The following is a 25,141-nucleotide window of genomic DNA, read 5'->3' as shown; positions in this document are numbered from 1 at the left end:
TCACCGCGCCGCGGTGAAAACCACATCAAAACAAGAGAGAGGGGCTTGTCGTGAATCATTCATTTCGATCGATATGGAGCGAGACCACCTGCTGCTGGGTCGCGGTTGCGGAAACGGCCCGGGCGCGCGGCAAGCGCCCGGGCAGCGCGTCCGGCACGAGCCGCCGCGCCGCTCACGCGGCAACGCACCGGACCTCGCTTCGCATCGTGGCATTCGGCGCGTTGCTCGCCGCGCTGTCGGCCGGCTCCGCGCATGCGTCGACCTGCGGCAGCGGCACGGCCGTCGCGAACGGCGGCACCTGCGCACCCGGCAGTTTCAGCCCGACCGTCAACGACAACCTGGCAGGCTCCACCACCGTCTCGGGCGGCGACACCGTCGGCGTGTCGGGCGCATGGACCGGCGCCGGCGGTGACCCGGGCTACACGCTCACGCCGATCGGCAGCACGACCATCGTGTCGGGCAACCCGACCCAGCCGCTGCTGTCGCTGGGCGGCAAGACGCACAGCGTCAGCACGCCCGACTCGATCACCGGTACCCACACGACCGTCGCGACCTACGACTCGTCCGCGTTCTCCGCGTCGACGGCCGGCGCGACCGAGGTGCCCGTCTACCATGACGTGAACGGCGATCAGTATGTGAACGCGCGCATCGGCACCGTCACCGCCACCGGCGGTACGCTCAACGTGTCGATCGGCAATGCGGCGAACGCGCCCGATGCAGCCGGCAACGCGATCTCGATGGCCGCGAAGGGAACCGACCTGACCTTCGCGGACGGCACGGGCGCCACGACCAGCACCGTCAACTGGAACTCGCGCAACCAGATCCGCTTCACCACCGGCGATTACGTGGCGGACGGCGGCGCCATCGGCAGCCACCAGCTCGACGTGCCGGCCTACGCGGGCACCTTCACCGCATTCGACGGCAGTACGTGGAAGGTCACCGACGCCGCCTCGCTCGCCGCGTACAACGACTTTCTCGTGCGCTCGGTGCAAAGCGGCGCACTCGGCTCGCAGGCCGCCTACGACAGTGCGCTCGGCCAGGCCGTCACGTTCTCGCAGCAAACCTTCCAGTATCAGAACAACGTGTCCCCGGGCGACAAGAACACGTTGCCGATCGGCTTCCTGTCGGCGATGCACGGCACGGGCGCGAACGCGACGCTGCACATCGGCACGGACGGCCAGATCGACTTTCGCGGCGTCAACACGATCGTCCCGAGCTCGGCCGTGCTCGCGGAAAACGGCGCGCACTTCATCAACGACGGGCGCCTGTCGGGCGACTTCACCCTGGTGCGCCTGCTGAGCGGCGCAAGCGGCGTCAACAACGGCGTGATCTCGTCCGGGTACGCGTCCGGCGACGACTTCGACACGAGCGGCAGCACGCCGCCGAACAACTTCAACTACAACGCGTATACCGAAGGCAACGGCGTATTTGCGAACGGCACGGGCACGTCGTTCGTGAACAACGGTGTGATGAACGTCGGCGCATGGACGCTCGACGGCAACCAGCCGGACCTGCAGAACTACGCGGTCGCCGTGACAGGCGGCGCGACGGCATCGAACGCCGGCACGATCAACGTCGGCGTCAATGCGACGACGCTCGACAGCCAGGTGATCGGCGGCCTCGTCGACGGCGGCAGCTTCACGAACCAGGCCGGCGGCACGATCTACCTCGGCCGCTCGGCGCAGTACGCGCCCGGCGGATCGGCAAACGACGTCGCGCTCGCCGCGCACGCGTACGGCATCCTGCTCGGCAATTCCGGCACCGCGAGCAATCTCGGCACGATCGTGATCGGCTCGCAGACGCAGAACGGCGCCGCGATGGCTAGCATCGGCTCGGCGGCCGGCACGCTGAGCAACGCGGGCGCGATCGTCGTCGATGGCGCGGCGTCCGGCACGCCGCTCGCCAACGTCGGCATGCTCGCGGCCAACACGGCCGCGACCGTGACCAACACCGGCACCATCACGCTGAACGGCGTCAACGGCATCGGCATCATGGTCGTCGGCACCGGCACGACTGCGACGGCGGCGACCTCGACCGGCGCGATCAACGTGGCCGGCGGCCTCGATCCCGCATCGGGCACACGCAACTACGGCGTATGGGCCGAGGGGCCGCTCGCGAAAGCGACGCTCGACGGCGCACTCAACCTGACGGGTACCGGCGCGATCGGCGCGCACGCGCGGTCGGGCGCGACGATCGACGTCGGCGCCAATGCCGTGCCCGCCTTCATGTCGGGCACCAACCAGATCGGCTTCTACGCGTATGGCGCGGGCTCGAAGATCAACGTCGCCGCGCAGCACCTCAGCGTCGACACCGACGATTCGACGCTGTTCCGCGTTGCGGGCGGCGCAGCCTACACGGGCGCGTCGACGGCCGGCACGCTGACGACCGACGTCAACGGCCAGCGCGCGCACGGCGTGCTCGCGACCGACGCCGGCACCTTGCTGTCGACCGGCAACGCGATCTACAACGTCAACGGCGCGAACGGCATCGCGATCGCGGTCGAAGGCGGCGCGCAGGGCACGATCGACGCCGGTGCGACGATCAACCTGAACGCGGCCGGTGCGATCGCCGGAGTCGTCGACGGCCAGGCGCACGACCTCGCCGGTGCCAATGCCGGTGCACCGGTCGCGACGACGCTCACCAACGACGCTGCCGTCACGTCATCGACGGCCGGCGTGACGGGCTTCGTCGCGCAGAACCTCGGCACGCTCGCGAACCGCGACACGGTGCTGCTGACGGGCGCCGGCTCGACGGGCGTCGTGATCGGCGCACTCGGCACGGTGAACAACGCGTCGACGATCCGCGTATCCGACGGCACCGGCGCGCTCGTGCAGGGTGCGTCGGCGACGCTCGCCAACGCAGGGCTGATCGAAGCCGACGACGGCATCGCGGGCGTGCACCTGACGGGGGCCGGCGCATCGGTCGCGCTGTCGGGCACCGGCACCGTGAGCGCGAACGGCAGCGCCGACGGCGTGCTGATCGACTCGACCGTCACCGGCGGCGGGCTCGCGGCCGGCGCGACGTCGATCGCGGTCGGCGGCTCGGGCAAGGGGATCGACAACCAGGGGACGAACGCGATGATCACGCTGGCCGGCACGCAGATCGGCACGACCGGCAGCGGTGCCGACGGCCTGTCGTCGACGGGCGCCGGTGCACGCATCGCGGCCGATGCGGCGACCGTCGTCCGGACCACCGGCGACAACGCACGCGGCTTCGTCGTGTCGGGCGCGGATTCGACGCTGGCAGTCAACGGTACGACCGTCACCACGACCGGCGCGGGTTCGGCTGCAATCGTGACCACCGGCGGTGCGACCGTGCTGCTGTCGGGCGCGAAGATCACGACGGCCGGCGCGACCGCCGACGGCATCGTCGCGCAGAACGGCGGCCGCATCGGCGATACGGGCTCGACGATCGCCAGCACCGCCGGCAACGGCGCCACCGCCGACAGCGGCGGCGTGCTCGCGTTGACCGGCACGACGCTCAAGGGCGCGACGGCCGGTGTGCTGACCTCCGATACGCTCGCAAACGGCGCGACGAGCTCGGTGCTCGTCGACGGCGGCAGCGTCACGTCCACCACCGGGCCGGCCTTCGCCGCGCGCGGCGGCACGGCCGACATCGCCGTGCGCAACGGCACGGTCGTGACGGCCGGCAACGGCACGCTGCTCGACCTGTCGAACGGCAGCCACGCCACCTTCACCGCATCGGCCGTGAACCTGGCCGGCGACATCGTCTCCGACGCATCGAGCACCGGCACCGTGTTCCTCGCGAACGGCACGACGCTGACCGGCAAGATCGATCCGGTCGCGCTGTCTATCGACAACACCAGCACGTGGCGCATGACGGGCAGCTCCGTGCTGAGCAGCCTGAACAACGCGGGCCTCGTCACATTTGCCGCACCGACCGGCTCGCCGACGCTCGCGGGCAGCTACAAGACGCTGACGACCGGCAGCTACGTCGGCAACGGCGGCACGATCGCGCTCAACACGTTCCTCGGCGCCGACGCGTCGCCGACCGACCGCGTGATCGTGAACGGCGGCGCCGCGAGCGGCACGACGGGCCTGAAGATCTCGAACACGGCCGGCACCGGTGCACAGACGAAGGGCGACGGGATTCCGGTGGTCGTCACGGCCAACGGCGGCACGACCACCGCATCGGCGTTCCAGCTCGCCGGACCCGTACAGGCAGGCGCGTACGAATACCGGCTCTATCGCGGCGGGCAAGGCGACGCGAACGGCTGGTACCTGCGCTCGCAACTCGATCCGTCGGATCCCGGCAACCCGATCCATCCGTCCGGCGGCGGTGACGGCGGCAACAACGGGAACGGCAACGGCGGCACGCTCGCGTATCGCCCTGGCGTGTCGGGTTATGCCCTCACGCCGCTGCTCAACGCCGATTACGGCTTCTCCACACTCGGCAAGCTGCACGAGCGCGTCGGCGACATCTACAACCTCGAGAAGCAGCAGCCCGGCAATCGCGACGGCGTGTGGGGGCGCATCGGCGGCCAGAGCCTCGACGCGAACGCGGGCCGCTTCGCGGCCGACGAGCGCACGTTCTTCGCGCAGTTCGGCAAGGACTGGACGCTCGACCAGGCGCCGAACGGCGGCGGCAGCACGCATGCAGGCGTGACGGCCAGCATCGGCGTGTCGAACGCGAGCTTCAGCGACATGGCGCGCGCGGATACGGCCAACCTGTCGACGTCGACGGGCTCGGTCGAGATGCATGCGCAAAGCGTCGGCGGCTACTGGACCAGGTACCTGCCCGACGGCACGTACTTCGACAGCGTCGGACAGGTCACGCACTACGGCAACCGCTATCGCGACAGCTACGGCAACGAGGCGTCGCAGAACGGCTTCGGCGTCGCGCTGTCGCAGGAAGTCGGCAAGCCGTTCGCGATCGGCGCGCTGCCGGTCGCGGTCGAGCCGCAGGCGCAGCTGATGTACCAGTACCTGAAGCTGAACGGGTTCAACGACAACGTCTCGGCGGTATCGGGCACGACGACGAACGCGCTGCGCGGCCGCGTCGGCGTGCGCATCTTCCGGCCGAACCTCCAGTCGGACGCGGGCGGCGGCGCAGCCACGCCGTACTTCACGGCCGACGTGCTGCACGACTTCCTGTCGCCAGGGCAGACCGTCGTCGGCGGCACGCCGTTCGCGACGCATCTCGGCCGCACGTGGTACGAGCTCGGCGTCGGCGTGACCGCGGGCTTCGGCAAGTCGGGCGAGCTGTATGCGAACGCGAAGATCGCGCGCAACATCGGCGGCGACTACCGGCGCGGCATCGTCGGGCAGGTCGGCTACCGGTACAGCTGGTAACGGCGCTCGCCAGCGTGACGGCAGACGAAAAAAAACCGCCCGGCACTCGACCGGGCGGTTTTCGTATCGGCGCACCCGCAGCGCCGACGAGCGCGAACGCTCAGTGCAGGATCTTCGCGAGAAAGTCCTTCGCGCGTTCCGATTTCGGATTCGAGAAGAAATCGTCCTTGCGGTCGTCCTCGACGATCGCGCCCTTGTCCATGAAGATCACGCGATGCGCGACCTTCTTCGCGAAGCCCATCTCGTGCGTGACGACCATCATCGTCATCCCTTCCTGCGCGAGTTCGACCATCACGTCGAGCACTTCGTTGATCATCTCCGGGTCGAGCGCGGACGTCGGCTCGTCGAACAGCATCGCGATCGGATCCATCGACAGCGCGCGCGCGATCGCGACACGCTGCTGCTGGCCGCCCGACAACTGGCCCGGGAACTTGTGCGCATGCGCCTTCAGGCCGACGCGGTCGAGCAGCTTCAGGCCCTTCTCGTTCGCCTCGTCCTTGCCGCGGCCGAGCACCTTGATCTGCGCGAGCGTCAGGTTCTCGGTGATCGACAGGTGCGGGAACAGCTCGAAATGCTGGAACACCATCCCGACCTTCGAGCGCAGCTTCGACAGGTTCGTCTTCTTGTCGCCGACCGACTGGCCGTTCACGAGGATCTCGCCCTGCTGGAACGGCTCGAGGCCGTTCACCGTCTTGATCAGCGTGGATTTACCCGATCCCGACGGGCCGCACACGACGACCACTTCGCCTTTCTTGACCTCGGTCGTGCAGTCGGTGAGAACCTGAAACTGGCCGTACCACTTCGAAACGTTCTTGATGGAAATCATCTTGTGACCTTTTTCTGGAGACCCTTGACGAGTGCAGACGCCAACGAGCAAATCACGAAATAGCATGCGCCGGCGAACAGGACCATCTCGACGGTCGTGCCGTCGCGATCGCCGACGTTCGCAGCCGTGCGGAAGAAGTCCGCGAGACTGATCACGTACACGAGCGACGTATCCTGGAACAGGACGATCGCCTGCGTGAGCAGCAGCGGCACCATCGCGCGGAACGCCTGCGGCAGGATCACGAGGCGCATCGCCTGCGCGTAGTTCATGCCGAGCGCGAACGCGGCGTTCACCTGCCCGCGCGGCACCGCCTGGATGCCGGCGCGGATGATCTCGGAATAATACGCGGCTTCGAACAGCGAGAACGCGACCATCGCCGACGCAAGACGAATGTCGATCGTCGGCGACAACCCGAGCACGCCCTGCAGCAGCTGCGGCACGATCAGGAAGAACCACAGCAGCACCATCACGAGCGGGATCGAGCGGAACACCGTCACGTACGCTTTCGCGAACCATGCGAGCGGCTTCACGCCCGACAGCCGCAGCAGCGCCAGCAGCGTGCCCCAGACGATCCCGACCACGATCGCGATCAGCGTGATCTTGAACGTGACGATCGCGCCCGTCCACAGCGTCGGCAGCGCGCCGGGAATACTACTCCAGTCGAACTGATGCATCACTTGCCTCCGATATAGCCGGGCAGCCGCGTACGGCCTTCGATCCAGCGCATGAACGCCATCACGACGAGGTTGATGATCACGTACGCGAGCGTCACCGCGATGAACGATTCATACGTCTGCGCGGTGTAGTCGACGAGCTGGCGCGCCTGCGCGGACAGGTCGAGCAGGCCGATCGTCGACGCGACGGCGGAGTTCTTGAAGATGTTCAGGAATTCCGACGTGAGGGGCGGTACGATGATGCGGTACGCAACGGGCAGCAGCACGTAGCGGTACGTCTGCCATTGCGTGAAGCCCATCGCGAGGCCGGCGGCGCGCTGGCCCTTCGGCAGCGCGTTGATCCCCGAGCGCACCTGTTCGCACACGCGCGCGCCCGTGAACAGGCCGAGACAGATGATCGACGCGGTGAAGAACTGCGTGGCGGGCGGCAACTGCTTGATCCAGGTGCCGATCGATGCGGGCAGCAGCTCCGGTATCACGAGATACCAGACGAAGAACTGCACGATCAGCGGAATGTTCCGGAAGATCGACACGTACACGGTGCCGATCGCGGACAGCCATTTGTTCGGCACGGTGCGCAGCACGCCGAACAGCGAACCGACGATCAGCGCGATGACCCAGGCGACGAGCGACACTTCGATGGTCACCCAGAAGCCGGACATCAGCCATCCGAAATAAGTCGTCGGCTCGCCGGTCGACACGGGGCTCAGGAAGATGCCCCAGTTCCAGTGGTAAGACATGGGCAAGACTCCAGCAAAAAGAGACGGAAGAAGCGGGGCCTCTTCCGTCTCATTAGCGTCATTTCTGCATCAACGGCCCTGCGGTCAGTCGAGTGCCTTGTCGTTCGGGTTCGCGTACAGCTTCTTCATCGAATCGGACAGCGGGAAGTTCAGGTTCAGCCCCTTCGGCGGGATCGGGTTCTCGAACCACTTCGCGTAGATCTTCGCGGCTTCGCCCGACTTCTCGACTTGCGAGATCGCGTCGTCGACGACCTTCTTGAAGTCCGCATCGCCCTTGCGCATCATGCAGCCGTACGCTTCTTCCGATTGCGGCGTGCCGACGATCACCCACTCGCCCGGCTGCTTCGCCTTCGCGCGTTCGCCCGCGAGCAGCGCGTCATCCATCATGAACGCGACCGCGCGGCCCGATTCCAGCGTATTGAACGAATCGCCGTGATCCTTCGCGCTGATGATGCTCATGCCGAGCTGCTTGTCGTTGTTCATCTTGCGCAGCAGGCGCTCCGACGTCGTACCGGCGGTGGTCACGACCGTCTTGCCCTTCAGGTCCGCGAAATCCTTGACGCCCGAATCCTTCTTCGTCATCAGGCGCGTGCCGATCACGAAGATCGTGTCGGAGAACGCAGCCTGCTGCTGGCGCTCGAGGTTGTTGGTCGTCGAGCCGCACTCGATGTCGACCGTGCCGTTCTGCACGAGCGGGATGCGGTTCTGCGACGTGACCGGGATGTTCTTCACCTGCAGGTTCGGCAGGTTCAGCTTCTTCTTCACCGCGTCGACCACCTTCAGCTGGAATTCGCGCGAATAGCCGACCACCTGCTGGTTCTGGTCGTAGTAGGAGAACGGAATCGACGATTCGCGGTGGCCCAGTGCGATCACGCCCGTGTCCTTGATCTTCTTCAGCGTGCCCGTCTCCTGAGCATGCGCGCCGCTTGCGAACGCGCAAAGCGCCGCGAACATCAGGACTGCCTTTTGGTATTTCATTTTGGTCATCTCCTTGGCTAAAACCCGCGCCAGTGTATCAAAGTAATATTTTTGAAAGTACTGGTTGTTTACCGCACTACGAATCGCGCTGCGCGAAGCCTTCCTCCCGGCTTCGGGCGCCCCTTCCGGCGCCTGAATGCGCGCGCGGGCGATGCCGGATTCGGCACCGCCCGCGAGGGTTCATGCACGCAACCGGATGGATTGCGTCATGGATTGATCGTAGTCAACCGATCCGGAATCGGCAACCGCCGATCGAGGATCGCACGATCAGGGGTACAGGCCGCGCATTTCGCGCGCCATCAGGATGCGCTTGCACGCAACGATGAACGCTGCGGTACGCACCGACACCTTGTGCTCTTCCGCGACCGCCCACACGCCGGAGAACGCTTCGCGCATCACGCGTTCGAGACGGTGGTTGATCTCGTCTTCCGTCCAGAAGAAGCTCGAGAAATCCTGCACCCATTCGAAATACGACACGGTCACGCCACCCGCGTTCGCGATCACGTCCGGGATCACCAGCACGCCGTTCGCGGTCAGGATGTCGTCCGCCGCCGTCGTCGTCGGGCCGTTCGCGCCTTCTACGATGATCTTCGTGCGGATCTTCCCTGCGTTCTTCTCGGTGATCTGGTTTTCCAGTGCCGCCGGGATCAGGATGTCGGTTTCGACGGTCCAGAACTCGTCATTCGGCATCGGCTCCGCGCCTTCGAAGCCCGCGACGCCGCCCGTGCGTGCGACGTGGTCGAGCAGCTTGTTCGAATCGAGGCCGCCCGGCTGGTAGATCGTGCCCGTGTGATCCTGCACCGCGATCACCTTCGCACCCGCTTCCTGGAACAGCTTCGCAGCGATGCCGCCGACGTTGCCGAAGCCCTGCACCGCGATGCGTGCGCCTTCGATCTCGAGGCCCTTCTTCTTCGCCGCTTCGCTGCCGACAACGAACACGCCGCGGCCCGTTGCTTCCTTGCGGCCGAGCGAACCGCCGAGTGCGATCGGCTTGCCGGTCACGACGCCGGTCGACGTCTGGCCCTGGTTCATCGAGTACGTGTCCATCATCCACGCCATCACCTGTTCGTTGGTGTTGACGTCCGGCGCCGGAATGTCGGTGTTCGGGCCGATGATGATGCCGATTTCGCTGGTGTAGCGGCGCGTCACGCGCTCGAGCTCACCACGCGACAGCTTGCGCGGGTCGACGCGGATACCGCCCTTCGCGCCGCCGTACGGCACGTTCACGGCCGCGTTCTTGACCGACATCCATGCGGACAGTGCCATCACTTCCGACAGCGTCACGTCCTGGTGGTAACGCACACCGCCCTTGCCCGGGCCGCGCGACACGTTGTGCTGCACGCGATAGCCTTCGAAGTGCGCGACGGTGCCGTTGTCGAGCTCGATGGGGCAGTCGACGATCAGGATGCGCTTCGGGCGCTTCAGCGTTTCGAGCCAGCGCGACAGCGAGCCGAGATACGGCGCGACGCGGTCGACTTGCTGAAGGTAGTTGCCCCACGGGCCGAGATCGTCGGCGTGCAGGTAGGACGGGATGGACTGCAATTGCGAAGACATGGATGCTCCAACGGTCAACAGGTGCGCACATTGTCGAAAAACCCGTTTTTTTTATCCAATGCCGTTTGCTTATTCGATTATGCGTTTCTTGCATGATCGCGATTTTTCGCAAATCCGCGGTCGATTTGCGCAAGAACGCACGCGATCGATCGTGCATCGCGTGCGTGAAAAATCGTGTTTCCTGGATGCGGGAGGGCCGCCGGACGGGCGCCCGGCAAGCGCCGCAAGCTCGGCGACAGCCGGCCGACCCGCGCGGTCGCGGTTAACCGCCCGCGGTTAACCCGCGGTTTCGCGCAGCTCGTCGCGCACGACGTCCCACAGCGCTCGCACGAGCTTCTGGCGCGGATCGTCGCCCTGCAGCGCGAGCTTGTCGCAGTACAGCCGGATCTCCATCGTCAGCGTGAACGGGTACGCGCCGCCACGCACCGACCGGTCGAGCCGGATCAGGCGGCCGCCGGCGACCGCATCCTCGACCGCACTGTGCGGCAGGAACGCGATGCCGTGGCCCGCGAGCGCCATCGCCTTCAGCCCTTCGGCCATGTCGGTCTCGTAGACGCGATCGAGGAACAGCGGCGTCGACGCATTCGCGACGATGACTTCCGTCATCCGGCCGAGATACGCGTTCGGCGTATACGACAGGTACGGCACGCGCGCGTCGGCCGTGCCGGGCAGCGTATAGCGCGGCCGCCCCGCGCGGCCCGGCGCGGAGAACGGGCTGATCGGCTCGCTGCCGAGGATCAGCATGTCGTAGCGCGCCGGGTCGAGCGCGACCGGATGGCTCGGGTGGTGGTAGCCCATCACGAGATCGCAGCCGCCCTCGACGAGCGACAGCACCGCGTCGTGCACGTTCAGCGCGCGCAGCCGCGTGTGGACCTGGCCCATCTTCGCTTCGATCCGCTGCAGCCAGCGCGGGAAATACGTGAGCGACAGCGTGTGCGGCACCGCGAACTCGATCGTCGGCACCGGCGCGCCGACGTGGCCGCGCAGCAGCGTGCGCGCCTCGTGCGCCTGCGACAGCATCGTCAGCGCCTGTTCGTAGAAGATCTGCCCGGCCTGCGTGAGCCGCGTCGGATAGACCGAACGATCGATCAGTTCGGTCGCGAGCCACGCCTCGAGCGCCTGGATGCGTCGCGAAAACGCCGGCTGGGACACGTGCCGCAGCTCGGCGGACCGGCTAAAGCTGCGCGTTTCAGCGAGCGAAACGAAGTCTTCGAGCCATTTCAGTTCCATGCAGGCGGGCGCGGCGGGCGGCGGTCGGGAAGAAGCCTGCATTCTACCGGCGGGCGAGCGCGGCCGGCGGCGCGGCGAGCGGCCCGGCGCCCCGCCGCGAACGGGCGCCGGCGCGGTATCCGCACGCGGCAGCGGCCGCCGGCCGCGCGCGACCGGGATCGTCCCGCGCCGATGGTAAAATGCCGGATTCTCCCTCCCCTCGCTCGACCCGGCCCCAAGGCCCGCCCGATCATGTCCGACACTCGTCCCGATACGCTTTTCGCCCTCACCGCGCTTTCGCCCATCGACGGCCGCTACGCCAGCAAGACCGAAGCGCTGCGCGACTGGCTCTCCGAAGCCGCCTTCATGCGCCACCGCGTCACCGTCGAGGTGCACTGGCTGATCGCGCTGTCGCGCGCCGGCTTCGCGGAAGTCCCGCGCTTCTCCGATGCGTCCGAACAGTTCCTGCTGCAGCTCGCCGAGCGCTTCACCGCGCACGACGCCGCCCGCATCAAGGACATCGAGCGCGTGACGAACCACGACGTGAAGGCCGTCGAATACTGGCTCAAGGAATCGGTGAAGGGCCAGGAAGAACTCGAAAAGGCCAGCGAATTCATCCACTTCGCGTGCACGTCGGAAGACATCAACAACACGTCGCACGGCATGATGCTCGCCGGCGCGCGCGAACACGTGATCCTGCCGGCGCTGCGCACGGTCTACCAGCGCCTCGTCGCACTCGCGCACGCGCACGCCGAGCAGCCGATGCTGTCGCGCACGCACGGCCAGCCGGCCAGCCCGACGACGCTCGGCAAGGAACTCGCGAACGTCGCGGCCCGCCTCGCCCGTGCGATCACGCGCATCGAGAAGGTCGAGATCCTCGGCAAGATGAACGGCGCGGTCGGCAACTTCAACGCGCACCTGTCCGCGTATCCGGAATTCGACTGGGAAGCGTTCTCGCGCGACGTGATCGAAAACCGCCTGAAGCTCACGTTCAACCCGTACACGATCCAGATCGAGCCGCACGACTACATGGCCGAACTGTTCGACGCGGTCGCCCGCGCGAACACGATCCTGCTCGACCTCGACCGCGACGTGTGGGGCTACATCTCGGTCGGCTACTTCAAGCAGAAGACGAAGGCCGGCGAGATCGGCTCGTCGACGATGCCGCACAAGGTCAACCCGATCGACTTCGAGAACTCGGAAGGCAACCTCGGTCTCGCGAACGCGACGCTGCGCCACCTCGCCGACAAGCTGCCGGTGTCGCGCTGGCAGCGCGACCTGACCGACTCGACGGTGCTGCGCAACATGGGCGTCGCGCTCGGCTACTCGCTGCTCGCGTACGACTCGCTGATCCGCGGCCTCGACAAGCTCGAAGTGAACCCGCAGCGCCTGAACGAAGATCTCGACAACTGCTGGGAAGTGCTCGCGGAGCCGGTGCAGACGGTGATGCGCCGCTACGGCATCGAGAACCCGTACGAGCAGCTGAAGGAACTGACGCGCGGCAAGGGCATCACGCGCGAAGCGCTGCAGGAATTCGTCGGCACGCTGGCGATCCCGCAGGATGCGAAGGACCGCCTGCTCGCGATGACGCCGGCGTCGTACATCGGCAAAGCCGTCGAACTCGCGAAGCGGATCGCGTAAGCACCGCCGTCGCCTGACGTAAAAAAGCCCGATGCGAAGCGATTCGCATCGGGCTTTTTGTTGCCTGCCGCAGTCCGGTCAGAACGAGATCATCCGCCCCGGATTCAGCGCACTCATCACGCTCATCGCGGCCTTCGCGGCGGGAATCGCGATCGGCGACAGCTGGCGGCCGAGCGGAATCGCGCGATGGTCGATGCCGGTCAGCATCGAGAAATCGTCGTTGCGTCCGACGAAATCGTCACAGATCGCCTTGCCGATCCGCACCGTCTGCGCGACGCCGTGGCCGCTCCAGCCCTGCACCATGTACATCGGCACGCGGCCGTCGGTCTTGCGGCTGTCGGTCGCGCCGTTCAGCGTGAAGTCGCTGACGCCGCTCCAGCAGTAGTCGAGCGCGAACCGGCCGTCATGCTGCGGGAACACCGTGTTCAGCCGCGTGAGCAGGTACGCGTTCACGTCCGGCTGCGCCCAGCAACTGCCGGTGCCCTGCCCGCCGAACAGCAGGCGGTTGCCGCGGACCGGCCGGTAATAGTCGATCTGGAACTGCGTGTCGTACACGGGCATGCCGGCCGGCAGCAGCGTCGCGACGTCGACGTCCAGCGGCGCCGTCACGCTCACGTAGGTAAAGAACGGCACCGTGGTCGCCGCGCCTTCGTCGAGCAGCCGGAACGTCGTGTTGTGCAGCGCGAGCACGACGCCGCGGCGCGCGGTGATCGTGCCGCCCGGCGTCGTCGCGACGACGCCCTCCCGTGTCTCGTCGAGCTCGAGCACCTCGGTGCCCTCGAACAGCGCGCCGCCGTTCAGCCGGAAGCCGTGCACGAGGCCGCGCACCAGCGCGAGCGGATGAATCTGCCCGCCGAGCGCGTCGATCGCCGCGCCGTGGTACAGCGCCGAGCGCACGTAGTCGTCATGCAGCTGATGGCGGCCGACGAGCGTCACGCCCGCGTCGCCGAGATGGCGGCGTGCATCCGCGCCGTCCAGCAACGCGCTCATGTGGCCCGGGTGGACCGCCGCGGTAATGTGGCCGCGCTTGCGATCGAGTTCGAGCGCGTAACGTGCGCCGATCGCATCGATCAGGTCCATCGATTCGGCCGACGCAAAGCGCCACAGCCGCTTCGCGTCGTCGTGCGACAGGTAGTCGATCATGTCGGCGGCTTCCCAGCGCGCGAGGCCGGGTGTCAGTTGCCCGCCGTTGCGGCCCGATGCGGCCGAGCCGACGTGATGCTTGTCGACGAGGATCGTGTCGACGCCCGCTTCCGCGAGATGCAGCGCGGCCGACGCGCCTAGCAGGCCCGCGCCGATCACGAGCACGTCACAGACGGCATCGTGCGCGAGCGGCGCGCTGTTCGCGTGACGCGACAGCGACGCCTCGTACCAGTTCGCCGGGCGCTCGCCGTCGTAGCGGGCCGGGTCGCACCAGTTCCAGTTGTCCTTTTCGATGTTCAGTTGCGTTTGTTCGAAACGCGATTCGCCCTGGATCAGGGGTGTGTTATCGGAAGTCATGATTGCACTTGCATGGTCTTAGGCCGCCTGTCGAAGAGCCTTCTGGCTTCGCGGGTGGGGCAGCCGGTTCCACATGGGTGTCAACGAGAAAAGAGGCGCGATGGCCCGTGTTGACGGCGGGCACGCTCGTGCCGCCTGGATCCCGGACTGTGCGAAAGCACGTATTGAAAGGTGCCGGGACACCCAATTTCTACACCGCAGAAATAATTCTACAGTGTAGAATAAGCTTTCGTCAAGTTTACAGCCGGTGTCGCACCGACACGCCAGCCCGCATCGATGAAAGACAAACCCGCCCAGGGCCCGCGCGGCCTCGACAAGGATGCGATCGTCGCGGCCGCACTCGCGCTGCTCGAAGACGTCGGCGAAGCCGCGTTCAGCGTGCGCAAGCTCGCGCAGTCGATCGGCTGCGACCCGATGAGCGTGCTGTACCACTTCAAGTCGAAGGAAGGCCTGAGCCGGGCGATCGCGAATGCGCTGTCGCGCTCGCTCGTGCCGGTCGATGCCGCGCTGCCGTGGCGCGAACGGCTGCGCGACCTCGCCCGCCAGTACCGCGCGCTCGCGCTGCGCTACCCGGCCGCGTTCGCGCTGCTGCAGCGGCACATGAGTACCGGGCCGGCCGATCTCGCGCACATCGAGGCCGTGCATCGCGCGCTGGCCGACGCCGGCATCCCGCGCGCGGCACTGCCGTCGGTATGCGTCGGCTGGTATGCGAGCGTGATCGGGCTGGCCGCGGCCGAAGCCGGCGGCCTCACGCGCGCCGCGAACGACGTCGAGCTCGCGGAGATGGAAGCGTTGTCAGACACCGCGCATCCGCTCGTCAAGGCGGCCGCCCCGCTCTATGCGCAGCTCGATCCGACCGCCGTGCACGACACGATGCTCGACGTGCTGCTCGACGGCATCGCGAAGCAGGCACGCGCGGCGTGACCGGCTCGGGACCGACGAGCCGCCAACGAAAAAGGCGCCCGAAGGCGCCTTTTTCATGACGATTGCCGCGAACCGCGCTCAGTGCTGCTGCGCGATGCCGATCTTCAGCATGACCTGATCGACGATCTGTTCGGGCGTCAGCTCGATGCTGACCTCGATCGCTTCGTCCGGGCCCGGCTCCTCGAGCGTGTCGAGCTGGCTCTTCAGCAGCGACGGATCGAAGAAATGGCCGGTGCGGCTCTTCAGGCGCTCCTGCAACACCTCGAACGAGCCCTTCAGATACACGAACCGCACGTCGGTGTCGGTGCCGCGCAGCACGTCGCGGTACGACCGCTTCAGCGACGAGCACGTGAACACGGCCGTTTCGCCCGCGCGCTGCTTTTCCTCGATGGCCGCGCGGATCGTGCGCAGCCACGGCCAGCGGTCTTCATCGGTCAGCGGAATGCCGTTGTGCATCTTTTCCTTGTTCGCCGCGCTGTGAAACGCGTCGCCATCGGTATAGCTGCACGACAGGCGTTCCGCCAGCATTTCGCCGATCAGCGACTTGCCCGCGCCCGACACGCCCATTGCGATCAGAATCATTGACTACCCCTTGTTACAGAACCAAGCTCAGCAGCAGCGTAAAGCTCAGACCGAGCACCGAGATGATGGTTTCGAGCAGCGACCAGGTCTTGAAGGTCTGGCCCACCGTCATCCCGAAATATTCCTTGATCAGCCAGAAGCCGCCGTCGTTCACGTGCGAGAAGATCAGCGAGCCCGAGCCGGTCGCGAGCACGAGCAGCTCCGGCCGGACCGACGCGCCCGACGCCGCCGCGATCGGCGCGACGATGCCGCAGGCCGTCGTCATCGCGACCGTCGCCGAACCCGTCGCGAGACGCATCAGCGCCGCGACGAACCAGCCGAGCAGCAGCGGCGACAGGTTGGCGTGCTTCGCGGTCTCGACGATCTGCTGCGAGATCCCGCTGTCGCGCAGGACGCCGCCGAAGCCGCCGCCCGCGCCGACGATCAGCGTGATCCCGGCGATCGGCGCCAGGCACTCGCTGCAGAACTTCTGGATCTGGTCGCGGTTGAAGCCCTGCTTCGCGCCGAAGGTCCAGAAGCTGACCAGCACGGCGATCAGCAGCGCAACGTCGGAGTTGCCGGCGAAGCGCAGCAGGTTGTTCGGCAGCGACTTCGGCGTGAACACCAGGTCGGCCCAGCTGCCGACCAGCATCAGCACGACGGGCAGCAGGATCGTGAACAGCGTGATGCCGAAGCTCGGCAGTTCGCGCTTGCGGCCGTCGGTGTTCGTATCGACGAACTGCGCGGCGAGCGGATTATTTTCCGGCAGCTTCACGAACTTGGAGATCGTCAGTGCGAACAGCGGGCCCGCGATGATCGCGGTCGGCACGCCGACGACGAGGCCGAGCGCGATCGTCTTGCCGATATCGGCGCCGTATTGCTGGACGGCCAGCAGCGCGGCCGGGTGCGGCGGGATCAGCCCGTGCACGACGGACAGGCCGGCCACCATCGGCAGGCCGACGACGAGCAGCGACTTGCCGGTGCGCTTCGCGACGTTGAACGCGATCGGGATCAGCAGCACGAAGCCGACTTCGAAGAACACCGGCAGGCCGACGATGATCGCGACGAACATCATCGCCCAGTGGATGTTCTTTTCACCGAACCAGTCGATCAGCGTGGTCGCGATCCGTTCGGCGCCGCCCGATTCGGCCATCATCTTGCCGAGCATCGTGCCGAGGCCGACGACGATCGCGATGTGGCCGAGCGTACCGCCGGTGCCCGTCTCGAACGACTTGACGATCTTGTCCATCGGCATGCCGACGACCAGGCCCAAGCCGAGCGAAACGATGATCAGCACCAGGAACGGGTAGATCTTGAAGCGCGCGATCATCAGGATCAGCGCGGCAATCGCGATCAGCGTGAATACGAGCAGCATGCTGCCTTGGACAGCCCCCATGTGGCACTCCTCCTAGAATTGTTCGAACCGGGCGAGTTGTTGCGAGTATGCCCGGCTATGCAGGTCTCCGAAACACGGGGGGTACCCACCCCGTCAGGACGCTGAATTTTACTTATCTTTACGGTCCGCGGATAGAACCGGTTCCATCAGCAAAAACCCTCGGCAAAACAAGCACTAAGGCTCGCTTTCCGAGGGTTAAGGGCCTGTTCGCGCCAGTAACGGGTTTGCGCTGGCCGCCAGAAGGGCCGAGCGCAAGGAATGCGACGAAGCGAATACTCGACGTATTCGCAAGGCGCATGACGCCGCGATCGGCCCTTCTGGCGGCCAGCCCGACGATTGATTGTTCCATAAACAGGGGAACGAGCCTCTCCGCCCACATTGCGGCGTCGTTCGTCGCTTGTTTGGCTCGGCCAAACGGCGCTCCTCACTCCTTGCACGCGCCCAAAGGAAGTCCCCTTGGGGGACGGGCGGAGAGGCTCGTTCGCAAGCCCGTTACTGGCGCGAACAGGCCCTTATCATCTCGTACAAGTCTTAACGGGGAAGCTGGCTCGCGGCTTGCGCCAGGCGCGTGACTTCGGCCCAGTCCTGCGCGGCGAGCGCGGCTTTCGGCGTGAGCCACGAGCCGCCGACGCACACGACGTTCGGCAGTTTCAGGAAATTCGGCGCCGTTTCGACCGTGATGCCGCCGGTCGGGCAGAACTTCAGCGCCGGGAACGGGCCGTGGAACGCCTGCAGCATCGGCACGCCGCCCGCCTGCTGCGCGGGGAAGAACTTCACGATCTCGTAGCCGAATTCGAGCGCCTGGATGATGTCGCTCGGCGTCATCACGCCCGGCAGCAGCGGCAGGTCCGCGTCGAGCGACGCGAGGTGCAGCTCCTTCGTCAGGCCCGGCGACACGCCGAACTTCGCGCCCGCGCGCTTCGCCTGCTCGCAATGCTCGGGCTTCGTGATCGTGCCGACGCCGACGACGATGTCGTCCGCGAGCTGGCTGGCGCGCTGGATCGCTTCCAGGCCGGCCGGCGTGCGCAACGTGATCTCGAGCACCTTCACGCCGCCTGCGTGCAGCGCACGCGACACGTGTTCGCCCTGCTCGACCGAGTCGAATGCGAGCACCGGAATGACCGGGCCCAGCTTCACGATTTCAGCAATCGTCTTCATTGAATTGGCTCCTTGAAATTCATGCGGCGACGTGGGCGGCCGTTTCGCCGACCAGCGCGCCAAAAACCGATGCGCCCTGCTCGGCCGGCGCGGCGGCCGCGCGGAACACGCCGAACAGTTCACGCCCGAAACCGACCTCGTTCTCGGCCTGGTGCAGCGGCTGCGCGACCAGGCGCGCCTGCCACTCGGCGGCGTCGACCTCGATGTCGAGCACGCCGGCTTCCGCGTCGATCACGAGCGTATCGCCCGTCTTCACCTTGCCGAGCGGGCCGGCCAGCAACGCTTCCGGCGACACGTGGATCACGGCCGGCACCTTGCCCGACGCACCCGACATGCGGCCGTCGGTGACCAGCGCGACGTGGAAGCCCTGATCCTGCAGCACGCCGAGCAGCGGCGTCAAACGGTGCAGCTCGGGCATGCCGTTCGCGCGCGCGCCCTGGAAGCGCACCACCGCGACGAAATCGCGCTTCAGCTCGCCGCGATCGAATGCTTCCTGCACGGCTTCCTGCGAATCGAACACGATCGCGGGCGCCGTCACCTTGCGGTGCTCGGGCGCGACCGCCGAAATCTTGATCACGCCGCGGCCGAGGCGGCCCTGCATCAGGCGCAGGCCACCGTCCGGCTGGAACGGGTCGCGAATGCCGCGCAGCACCTTCGTGTCGTGGCTCTCGGCCGCGCCGTCGACCCACGTCAGCTTGCCGTCGATCAGCTTCGGCTCCTTCGTGTAGTGCGCGAGACCCTTGCCGGCGACCGTCGTCACGTCCTCGTGCAGCAGCCCGCCTTCGAGCAGGTTGCGCACCAGGAACGCGACACCGCCCGCCGCGTGGAAATGGTTCACGTCGGCCTTGCCGTTCGGGTAGATCTTCGCGAGCAGCGGCACGACCGCCGACAGTTCGTCGAAATCGTTCCAGTCGATCAGGATGCCGGCCGCGCGCGCAATCGCGACGAGGTGCAGCGTGTGGTTGGTCGAGCCGCCCGTCGCGAGCAGCGCGACGATCCCGTTGACGATCGCCTTCTCGTCGATCACGTGACCGATCGGCGTGTAGTGGCCGCGCTCGACGGTCAGGTCGAGCACGCGGCGCGCGGCCTCGGCCGTCAGCGCGGTACGCAGCGGTGTGTGCGGATGGACGAAAGCCGAGCCCGGCAGGTGCAGGCCCATCAGCTCCATCAGCATCTGGTTGCTGTTCGCGGTGCCGTAGAACGTGCAGGTTCCGTGGCCGTGATACGCGGCCGATTCGGCTTCGAGCAGCGCGTCGCGGCCAACCTGGCCGGTCGCGAACTGCTGGCGGATCTTCGCCTTGTCGTCGTTCGACAGGCCGCTCGTCATCGGGCCGGCCGGCACGAAGATCGTCGGCAGGTGGCCGAACTGCAGCGCGCCGATCAGCAGGCCCGGCACGATCTTGTCGCAGATGCCGAGGCAGAGCGCCGCGTCGAACATGTTGTGCGTGAGCGCGATGGCCGTGCCCATCGCGATCGCCTCGCGCGAGAACAGCGACAGCTCCATCCCCGGGTTGCCCTGCGTGACGCCGTCGCACATCGCGGGCACGCCGCCCGCGAACTGCGCGACGCCGCCGTTCTCGCGTGCGGCCGCCTTGATGATCTCGGGGAAATCCTTGTACGGCGCATGCGCGGACAGCATCTCGTTGTATGAGGACACGATGCCGATGTTCGGCTCGCGGATCGCCTTGATCGAGAACTTGTCGTTACCCTCGAGGCCGGCGAAACCGTGCGCGAGGTTCGCGCACGACAGCGCGCCGCGCGCCGGGAACTTGCCCTGCGCGCCGTCGATGCGCTGCAGATAGGCGGAACGGGTCGATTGGCTGCGGGCGATCACGCGTTCGGTGACCTTCGCCAGAGTGGGGTGCAGCGACGTCATGCTGGGCGCTCCTGTATGCCGGCCGACACCGGCGGTTGGAATCGTGGGGACGGTCGAACACGTCGACAGAACGAAGCCAGTCTAGTAGAAAAACTACAAGCACGCAATGTGGAATCAGTGGCCCGCAACCCTTATTCCCGCTACCAGTATGGCGATACCTAGTAAAAACCCTAACCAGCCTCACTAAAAGCATTACGCCCACGCTAGTATTTTCATGTAGATTTTCTACAATTCGATTGCGATACACTCGCTCATCCGAACCCGATTTCCGCCTGCCTCCCCATGCTGCCCCGCATTGAAGCGATCCGCACCGAGTTGCGCCCGTCCGAGCGCAAGCTCGCCGACTACATCCTCGCCGCGCCGCGCGAGGTGCTCGACCTCGCGATGACCGAGCTGTCGACGCGCGCGGGCGTCAGCCAGCCGACGATCGCCCGCTTCTGCCAGGCGCTCGGCTGCAGCGGCTTTCGCGAATTCAAGATCCGGCTCGCGCAGAGCGTCGCGCCGGGCGTGTCATCGGTCTATCGCGACGTCGAGCCCGACGAACCGGCGCCCGGCATCATCGGCAAGGTGTTCGACCGCACGATCGGCGCACTGATCGAGGTGCGCAACAGCCTGTCCGCCGGCAGCGTCGCCGAGGCGATCGGGCTGCTGTCGAACGCGTCGCGGATCGAGTTCTACGGCGCCGGCGGCTCGGGCATCGCCGCGCAGGACATCCAGCACAAGTTCTTCCGGCTGGGCGTGCCGAGCGTCGCGTATTCGGATCCGCACACGTTCTCGATGTCGTCGGCGCTGCTCGGCCCGCACGACGTCGTCGTCGCGATCTCGAACACCGGCCGCACACGCGACATCGTCGATGCCGCACGCTCCGCGCTCGCGTGCGGCGCGAAGGTCGTCGCAATCACGCAGAGCCATTCGCCGCTCGCGAAGCTCGCAACGGTGAGTCTCGCGTCGAACGTGGCGGAAGAAACGGACGTGTTCTCGCCGATGACGTCGCGGATGTCGCATCTCGCGATCGGCGACATCCTCGCGGTCGGCGTCGCGCTGTCACGCGGCCCCGCGCTGATGGAACGGGTCGGCCGTGCGAAGGAGGCGATCACGCGCCGCCGGATCGACGACGGCACGAAGGATTGAGCAGACGCCCGCGCCGATCGCGCGCACGAACCGTAAACGACAAACGGCGCCCCGCGGGGCGCCGTTGCGAATCAGGCAGCGCCGGCAACCTCGCCGGCGATGTCGCTCAGAACGGCTTGATCACGACCAGCGCGACCGCCGCGAGCATGCCGAGCACCGGCAGCTCGTTGAACACGCGATACCACTTGTCGGTGCGGCGGTTCTCGCCACGCTCGAACACCCGCAGCAGGTGCCCGCAATACGCGTGATAGACGATGAGCAGCAGCACGACCGTCACCTTCGCGTGAATCCAGCCCTGCCCCTGCCCGATGCCGATCGACAGCCAGAGCCACAGCCCGCAGGCCAGCGCCGGCACCGCGATCATCGTCATGAAGCGGAACAGCTTGCGCGCCATCAGCAGCAGGCGACGCACGGCGGCCGGATCGGTTTCCATGGCCAGGTTCACGTAGATGCGCGGCAGGTAGAACAACCCTGCAAACCACGCGGCGATCAGAACGATATGGAACGTCTTGACCCAGAGCATCGCCATCGGTTGTGTGCCTCGCTGTTTACTGGCGGCCTTCGCCGTGTCCGAGCACGACGTACTTCAGCGACGTCAGCCCTTCCAGGCCGACGGGGCCGCGTGCGTGCAGCTTGTCGTTCGAGATGCCGATTTCCGCGCCGAGGCCGAACTCGAAGCCGTCCGCGAAACGCGTCGACGCGTTGACCATCACGCTCGCCGAATCGACTTCGCGCAGGAAGCGCATCGCGCGGTCGTGATCCTCGGTGACGATCGCATCCGTGTGGTGCGAGCCGTAATGGTTGATGTGCTCGATCGCGGCGTCGAGGCCGTCGACGACCTTGATCGCGAGCACCGGCGCGAGATACTCGGTGTGCCAGTCTTCCTCGGTGGCGTCGACGAGCGGACCGACGCCCGCATCGGCGAGCACCGCGCGCGCGGCCGCATCGACGCGCAGCTCGACCTGCTTGTCGCGATACAGCTTGCCGAGCGGCGGCAGCAGCGTTGCCGCGATACCGCTCGACACGAGCAGCGTCTCCATCGTGTTGCAGGTGCCGTAGCGGTGCGTCTTCGCGTTGTCGCAGACGGTCAGCGCCTTGGCGAGATCGGCGCGATCGTCGACGTACACGTGGCAGATGCCGTCGAGGTGCTTGATCATCGGCACGCGCGCCTCGTTGATCAGGCGCTCGATCAGGCTCTTGCCGCCGCGCGGCACGATCACGTCGACGTATTCGGTCATCGTGATCAGCTTGCCGACCGCCGCGCGATCGGCCGTCGCGACGACTTGCACCGCATCCTGCGGCAGGCCTGCCGCCTCGAGCCCTTCGCCGATCAGCTTCGCGAGCGCCGCGTTCGACTCGAGCGCTTCGGAGCCGCCGCGCAGGATCGTCGCATTGCCCGACTTCAGGCACAGCGCGGCCGCGTCGATCGTCACGTTCGGGCGCGATTCGTAGATGATGCCGATCACGCCGAGCGGCACACGCATCTGGCCCACCTGGATGCCGCTCGGGCGGTACTTGAGGTTGCTGATCTCGCCGATCGGATCGGCCAGCGACGCCACCTGGCGCAAGCCTTCGACCATCGTCTTCAATGCCTTGTCCGACAGCGTCAGGCGATCGACGAACGCGGCATCCAGCCCCTTTTCACGGGCACGGGCGACATCGCGTGCATTCGCATCCTTCAGCACCTGCGCGTCGCGTTCGATCGCGCTCGCCACGGCGTCGAGCGCCGCGTTCTTCGCCGCCGTGCTGGCGCGCGCCATCGCGCGGGAAGCGTGCCGGGCGCGACGGCCCAGGTCGGTCATGTACTGATCGATATCCATCGTGTGACTCGAGAAGCGCGCCGCGCTGGGCGGCATGAATTCGTGGGGAAGCGTGAGCGGCGGCGGCCGGAGAGCCGCGCCAGCTATCGAAACATTGTAAGCGGGTTGCGCAGCGCGCGCTGAAGGCCCGAACGGGACTTAGCGTCGCACGCGCCCCGCGGTCGGCGGTCGCTCGCCGCGGGCACCGGCCACCGTCATCGCGAGCTGGAACAGCCCGTCCCACGGATCGGGCGGCGGTTCGTCCTGCGTGCGGCGCCCCGGCGTGACGGCCGTGAGCCCCTTGACCTGACGGTCGAGCTTCGCGGCAAACGCGAGCGCCTTCTCGAGCACGGCTTCGGACACGCGATTCAGCGCGGGGCCGATCAGCCGCTCACGCGGCCCCCACACGCGGTTCTCGCGCAGCAGCGTCGCGAGCGGCTTGCCGGCCGTCGTACCGCGCTTGATCCGCAGCAGCGTGCGCAATTCCTCGACGACGGCCCACATCACGAGCACGATCGCCTCGCCCTCGCCCTTCAGCCCGTCGATCATCCGCGCGAGCCGCGCGGCGTCGCCGGCGAGCATGGCTTCGTTCAGCTTGAAGACGTCGTAACGCGCGACGTTCAGCACCGCGTCGTGCACCTGCTCGAACGACAGTGCACCCTGCGGATACAGCAGCCCGAGCTTCTGGATTTCCTGGTGTGCGGCGAGCAGGTTGCCTTCGACGCGCTCGGCGATGAACTGCAGCGCGCGCCGCCCGTCCTCGCCGGGCGCAGCGCGCTGGCCCTGCATCGCGAGGCGCTGGCCGATCCAGTTCGGCAGTTGCGCGCGGTCGACCGGATCGATCTTCAGCGCGACGCCGCCGTTCTGCAGCGCGGTGAACCATGCCGATTTCTGCGTGGCCGCATCGAGACGCGGCAGCGTGACGAGCATCAGCGCGTCGGGGTTCGGCGTGGCCGCGAGCGTCTTCAACGCATCGGCGCCTTCCTTGCCGGGCTTGCCCGACGGAATGCGCAGCTCGATCAGCTGGCGCTCGCCGAACAGCGACATCGCCTGGGTCGCGCCGAGCAGCACACTCCAGTCGAAGCCGCGCTCGACCGTATGCACCGAACGCTCGGTGAAGCCGGCCGCGCGTGCGGCCGCACGAATGCGGTCGCACGCTTCCTGCGCGAGCAGCGGCTCGTCGCCGTAGACGGTATAGAGCCCGGCCAACCCCTTCGCGAGGTGCGGCTCCAGCGCATCAAGTCGCAGTTGCATCGATACGTGCGCCGTCGATCAGAGCGGCGGCGGCGGCAACGGCGCGCGCGGTGCGACGCCCGGTACCACGTCTTCCGGCGCCGGCGTCAGCGAATGGACGATCGCGAGACGCCGCATCAGTTGGTCGACCGCGTCGTTCTGCATGTCGCCGTAAAGGATGTCGGCTTCCTGCGCCTTCGCGTTCGTGTACTGGTCGCTGTACGTCATCGCGCGGTTCAGCGCGATCGCGCTCGGCGGGATCAGCACCGTGCCGTCCTTGCTCGTCAGCGTGTAGTTCAGCGTGTAGAACAGCGCATATTCCTGCGCGGAGCCGTACTTGTTGAGCGTCAGCGTGTTCTGCCCGCGCGATTCCCACATGCGCAGCACGGCGTCGGCGTCGTCCGCCGACTTGACGATCTTCGTGTCGCTGCCGGCCTCGACGAGGCGCACGAGACGCGCCTCCACCGGCGCCGGCGCGCCGGCGATCAGCAGGTGCTTGAACGCGTAGTCCTGCTGGCCGCGCAACTGGAAGCCGCATGCCGACAGCGCAACCGCGCTGCCGACAGCGAGCATCAAAAACGATCTGCGGATCACCTTCGCTCCTTCTGGGGTAGTCCCGACGGCCAGCG

19 protein-coding genes are annotated in these 25,141 nt (G+C 66.9%); 4 read left to right on the top strand and 15 right to left on the bottom strand.

Going from position 1 to position 25,141, the window contains the following annotated elements; all coding sequences use genetic code 11:
* The first annotated feature begins 50 nt into the window (after window positions 1-50).
* Entirely contained in the window at window positions 51-5,312 is a 5,262-nt protein-coding gene (locus LXE91_RS08165; RefSeq protein WP_039361467.1) for an autotransporter outer membrane beta-barrel domain-containing protein, read from the top strand.
* A gap of 100 nt (window positions 5,313-5,412) precedes the next feature.
* On the opposite strand, the gene LXE91_RS08160 is transcribed toward LXE91_RS08165, so the two are convergent.
* The 6 genes from LXE91_RS08160 to LXE91_RS08135 form a co-directional block, all read right to left on the bottom strand.
* Window positions 5,413-6,138, bottom strand: a complete 726-nt coding sequence (locus LXE91_RS08160) for an amino acid ABC transporter ATP-binding protein (protein WP_027788372.1) — start codon at window positions 6,136-6,138, stop codon at window positions 5,413-5,415.
* Window positions 6,135-6,812: a glutamate/aspartate ABC transporter permease GltK gene (gene gltK / locus LXE91_RS08155; RefSeq protein WP_039361469.1), complete on the bottom strand. Its 678-nt coding sequence runs from the start codon at window positions 6,810-6,812 to the stop codon at window positions 6,135-6,137. Before gltK ends, LXE91_RS08160 begins: the two co-directional genes overlap by 4 nt.
* Window positions 6,812-7,552 carry an amino acid ABC transporter permease gene (locus LXE91_RS08150; RefSeq protein ID WP_039361471.1) on the bottom strand — a complete coding sequence of 247 codons (741 nt, stop codon included), beginning with the start codon at window positions 7,550-7,552 and terminating at the stop codon, window positions 6,812-6,814. Before LXE91_RS08150 ends, gltK begins: the two co-directional genes overlap by 1 nt.
* A gap of 84 nt (window positions 7,553-7,636) precedes the next feature.
* A complete protein-coding gene (locus LXE91_RS08145; protein WP_039361473.1) occupies window positions 7,637-8,530 on the bottom strand; it encodes a glutamate/aspartate ABC transporter substrate-binding protein in 894 nt (297 codons plus the stop codon).
* Window positions 8,531-8,797: 267 nt separating this feature from the next.
* Window positions 8,798-10,084, bottom strand: a complete 1,287-nt coding sequence (locus tag LXE91_RS08140; protein ID WP_039361475.1) for a Glu/Leu/Phe/Val family dehydrogenase — start codon at window positions 10,082-10,084, stop codon at window positions 8,798-8,800.
* A 276-nt stretch (window positions 10,085-10,360) separates the two neighbouring features.
* Window positions 10,361-11,314 (bottom strand): LysR substrate-binding domain-containing protein, encoded by a 954-nt coding sequence (locus tag LXE91_RS08135; RefSeq protein WP_039361477.1) that lies wholly within the window; start codon window positions 11,312-11,314, stop codon window positions 10,361-10,363.
* Between the two features lie 231 nt (window positions 11,315-11,545).
* On the opposite strand from LXE91_RS08135, the gene purB reads away from it, so the two are divergent.
* A complete protein-coding gene (purB, locus tag LXE91_RS08130; protein ID WP_039361481.1) occupies window positions 11,546-12,934 on the top strand; it encodes an adenylosuccinate lyase in 1,389 nt (462 codons plus the stop codon).
* A 78-nt stretch (window positions 12,935-13,012) separates the two neighbouring features.
* On the opposite strand, the gene LXE91_RS08125 is transcribed toward purB, so the two are convergent.
* Window positions 13,013-14,434, bottom strand: a complete 1,422-nt coding sequence (locus LXE91_RS08125; RefSeq protein WP_039361483.1) for an NAD(P)/FAD-dependent oxidoreductase — start codon at window positions 14,432-14,434, stop codon at window positions 13,013-13,015.
* 276 nt (window positions 14,435-14,710) lie between these two features.
* Here LXE91_RS08125 and LXE91_RS08120 point away from each other — a divergent pair, with 276 nt between their 5' ends.
* Entirely contained in the window at window positions 14,711-15,358 is a 648-nt protein-coding gene (locus tag LXE91_RS08120; protein WP_039361485.1) for a TetR/AcrR family transcriptional regulator, read from the top strand.
* Window positions 15,359-15,436: 78 nt separating this feature from the next.
* Here LXE91_RS08120 and LXE91_RS08115 read toward each other — a convergent pair whose 3' ends face one another.
* The 4 genes from LXE91_RS08115 to edd all read right to left on the bottom strand — a co-directional run bounded on the left by LXE91_RS08115 (window position 15,437) and on the right by edd (window position 20,349).
* Window positions 15,437-15,940 carry a gluconokinase gene (locus LXE91_RS08115; RefSeq protein WP_039361487.1) on the bottom strand — a complete coding sequence of 168 codons (504 nt, stop codon included), beginning with the start codon at window positions 15,938-15,940 and terminating at the stop codon, window positions 15,437-15,439.
* 13 nt (window positions 15,941-15,953) lie between these two features.
* Window positions 15,954-17,315 carry a GntP family permease gene (locus LXE91_RS08110; protein WP_039361489.1) on the bottom strand — a complete coding sequence of 454 codons (1,362 nt, stop codon included), beginning with the start codon at window positions 17,313-17,315 and terminating at the stop codon, window positions 15,954-15,956.
* A 531-nt stretch (window positions 17,316-17,846) separates the two neighbouring features.
* The gene (gene eda, locus LXE91_RS08105) at window positions 17,847-18,473 is read right to left on the bottom strand and encodes a bifunctional 4-hydroxy-2-oxoglutarate aldolase/2-dehydro-3-deoxy-phosphogluconate aldolase (protein ID WP_039361491.1); all 627 of its coding nucleotides are present in this window, start codon (window positions 18,471-18,473) and stop codon (window positions 17,847-17,849) included.
* Window positions 18,474-18,492: 19 nt separating this feature from the next.
* On the bottom strand, window positions 18,493-20,349 hold the full coding sequence (gene edd / locus LXE91_RS08100) for a phosphogluconate dehydratase (RefSeq protein WP_039361493.1): 1,857 nt from the start codon (window positions 20,347-20,349) through the stop codon (window positions 18,493-18,495).
* 282 nt (window positions 20,350-20,631) lie between these two features.
* Here edd and LXE91_RS08095 point away from each other — a divergent pair, with 282 nt between their 5' ends.
* Window positions 20,632-21,480, top strand: coding sequence for a MurR/RpiR family transcriptional regulator (locus LXE91_RS08095; RefSeq protein WP_039361495.1), 849 nt, complete (start codon window positions 20,632-20,634; stop codon window positions 21,478-21,480).
* Window positions 21,481-21,586: 106 nt separating this feature from the next.
* On the opposite strand, the gene LXE91_RS08090 is transcribed toward LXE91_RS08095, so the two are convergent.
* From LXE91_RS08090 to LXE91_RS08075, 4 genes are all read right to left on the bottom strand, one after another.
* Complete coding sequence (locus LXE91_RS08090; RefSeq protein WP_011350935.1) at window positions 21,587-22,009, bottom strand: CopD family protein; 423 nt, start codon at window positions 22,007-22,009, stop codon at window positions 21,587-21,589.
* A 19-nt stretch (window positions 22,010-22,028) separates the two neighbouring features.
* Complete coding sequence (locus LXE91_RS08085; RefSeq protein ID WP_039361497.1) at window positions 22,029-23,300, bottom strand: glutamate-5-semialdehyde dehydrogenase; 1,272 nt, start codon at window positions 23,298-23,300, stop codon at window positions 22,029-22,031.
* Window positions 23,301-23,438: 138 nt separating this feature from the next.
* Window positions 23,439-24,533: a DNA polymerase III subunit delta gene (gene holA / locus LXE91_RS08080; RefSeq protein ID WP_039361500.1), complete on the bottom strand. Its 1,095-nt coding sequence runs from the start codon at window positions 24,531-24,533 to the stop codon at window positions 23,439-23,441.
* An 18-nt stretch (window positions 24,534-24,551) separates the two neighbouring features.
* A complete protein-coding gene (locus tag LXE91_RS08075; protein WP_039361502.1) occupies window positions 24,552-25,106 on the bottom strand; it encodes an LPS-assembly lipoprotein LptE in 555 nt (184 codons plus the stop codon).
* Between the last annotated feature and the right edge of the window lie 35 nt (window positions 25,107-25,141).

Source organism: Burkholderia contaminans (assembly GCF_029633825.1).
GTDB lineage: Bacteria > Pseudomonadota > Gammaproteobacteria > Burkholderiales > Burkholderiaceae > Burkholderia > Burkholderia contaminans.
This window is presented reverse-complemented; position numbering and strand designations above follow the sequence as displayed.

Bases quoted from the DNA above. Each gene is read 5' to 3' on its own strand.
- LXE91_RS08095 (WP_039361495.1), top strand. From the start codon at position 20,632: ATGCTGCCCCGCATTGAAGCGATCCGCACCGAGTTGCGCCCGTCCGAG.
- edd (WP_039361493.1), bottom strand. From the start codon at position 20,349: ATGACGTCGCTGCACCCCACTCTGGCGAAGGTCACCGAACGCGTGATC.
- LXE91_RS08135 (WP_039361477.1), bottom strand. From the start codon at position 11,314: ATGGAACTGAAATGGCTCGAAGACTTCGTTTCGCTCGCTGAAACGCGC.
- purB (WP_039361481.1), top strand. From the start codon at position 11,546: ATGTCCGACACTCGTCCCGATACGCTTTTCGCCCTCACCGCGCTTTCG.
- LXE91_RS08140 (WP_039361475.1), bottom strand. From the start codon at position 10,084: ATGTCTTCGCAATTGCAGTCCATCCCGTCCTACCTGCACGCCGACGAT.
- LXE91_RS08115 (WP_039361487.1), bottom strand. From the start codon at position 15,940: ATGATTCTGATCGCAATGGGCGTGTCGGGCGCGGGCAAGTCGCTGATC.
- eda (WP_039361491.1), bottom strand. From the start codon at position 18,473: ATGAAGACGATTGCTGAAATCGTGAAGCTGGGCCCGGTCATTCCGGTG.
- LXE91_RS08085 (WP_039361497.1), bottom strand. From the start codon at position 23,300: ATGGATATCGATCAGTACATGACCGACCTGGGCCGTCGCGCCCGGCAC.
- LXE91_RS08110 (WP_039361489.1), bottom strand. From the start codon at position 17,315: ATGGGGGCTGTCCAAGGCAGCATGCTGCTCGTATTCACGCTGATCGCG.
- LXE91_RS08125 (WP_039361483.1), bottom strand. From the start codon at position 14,434: ATGACTTCCGATAACACACCCCTGATCCAGGGCGAATCGCGTTTCGAA.
- LXE91_RS08120 (WP_039361485.1), top strand. From the start codon at position 14,711: ATGAAAGACAAACCCGCCCAGGGCCCGCGCGGCCTCGACAAGGATGCG.
- LXE91_RS08145 (WP_039361473.1), bottom strand. From the start codon at position 8,530: ATGAAATACCAAAAGGCAGTCCTGATGTTCGCGGCGCTTTGCGCGTTC.
- LXE91_RS08150 (WP_039361471.1), bottom strand. From the start codon at position 7,552: ATGTCTTACCACTGGAACTGGGGCATCTTCCTGAGCCCCGTGTCGACC.
- gltK (WP_039361469.1), bottom strand. From the start codon at position 6,812: ATGCATCAGTTCGACTGGAGTAGTATTCCCGGCGCGCTGCCGACGCTG.
- LXE91_RS08160 (WP_027788372.1), bottom strand. From the start codon at position 6,138: ATGATTTCCATCAAGAACGTTTCGAAGTGGTACGGCCAGTTTCAGGTT.
- LXE91_RS08090 (WP_011350935.1), bottom strand. From the start codon at position 22,009: ATGGCGATGCTCTGGGTCAAGACGTTCCATATCGTTCTGATCGCCGCG.
- holA (WP_039361500.1), bottom strand. From the start codon at position 24,533: ATGCAACTGCGACTTGATGCGCTGGAGCCGCACCTCGCGAAGGGGTTG.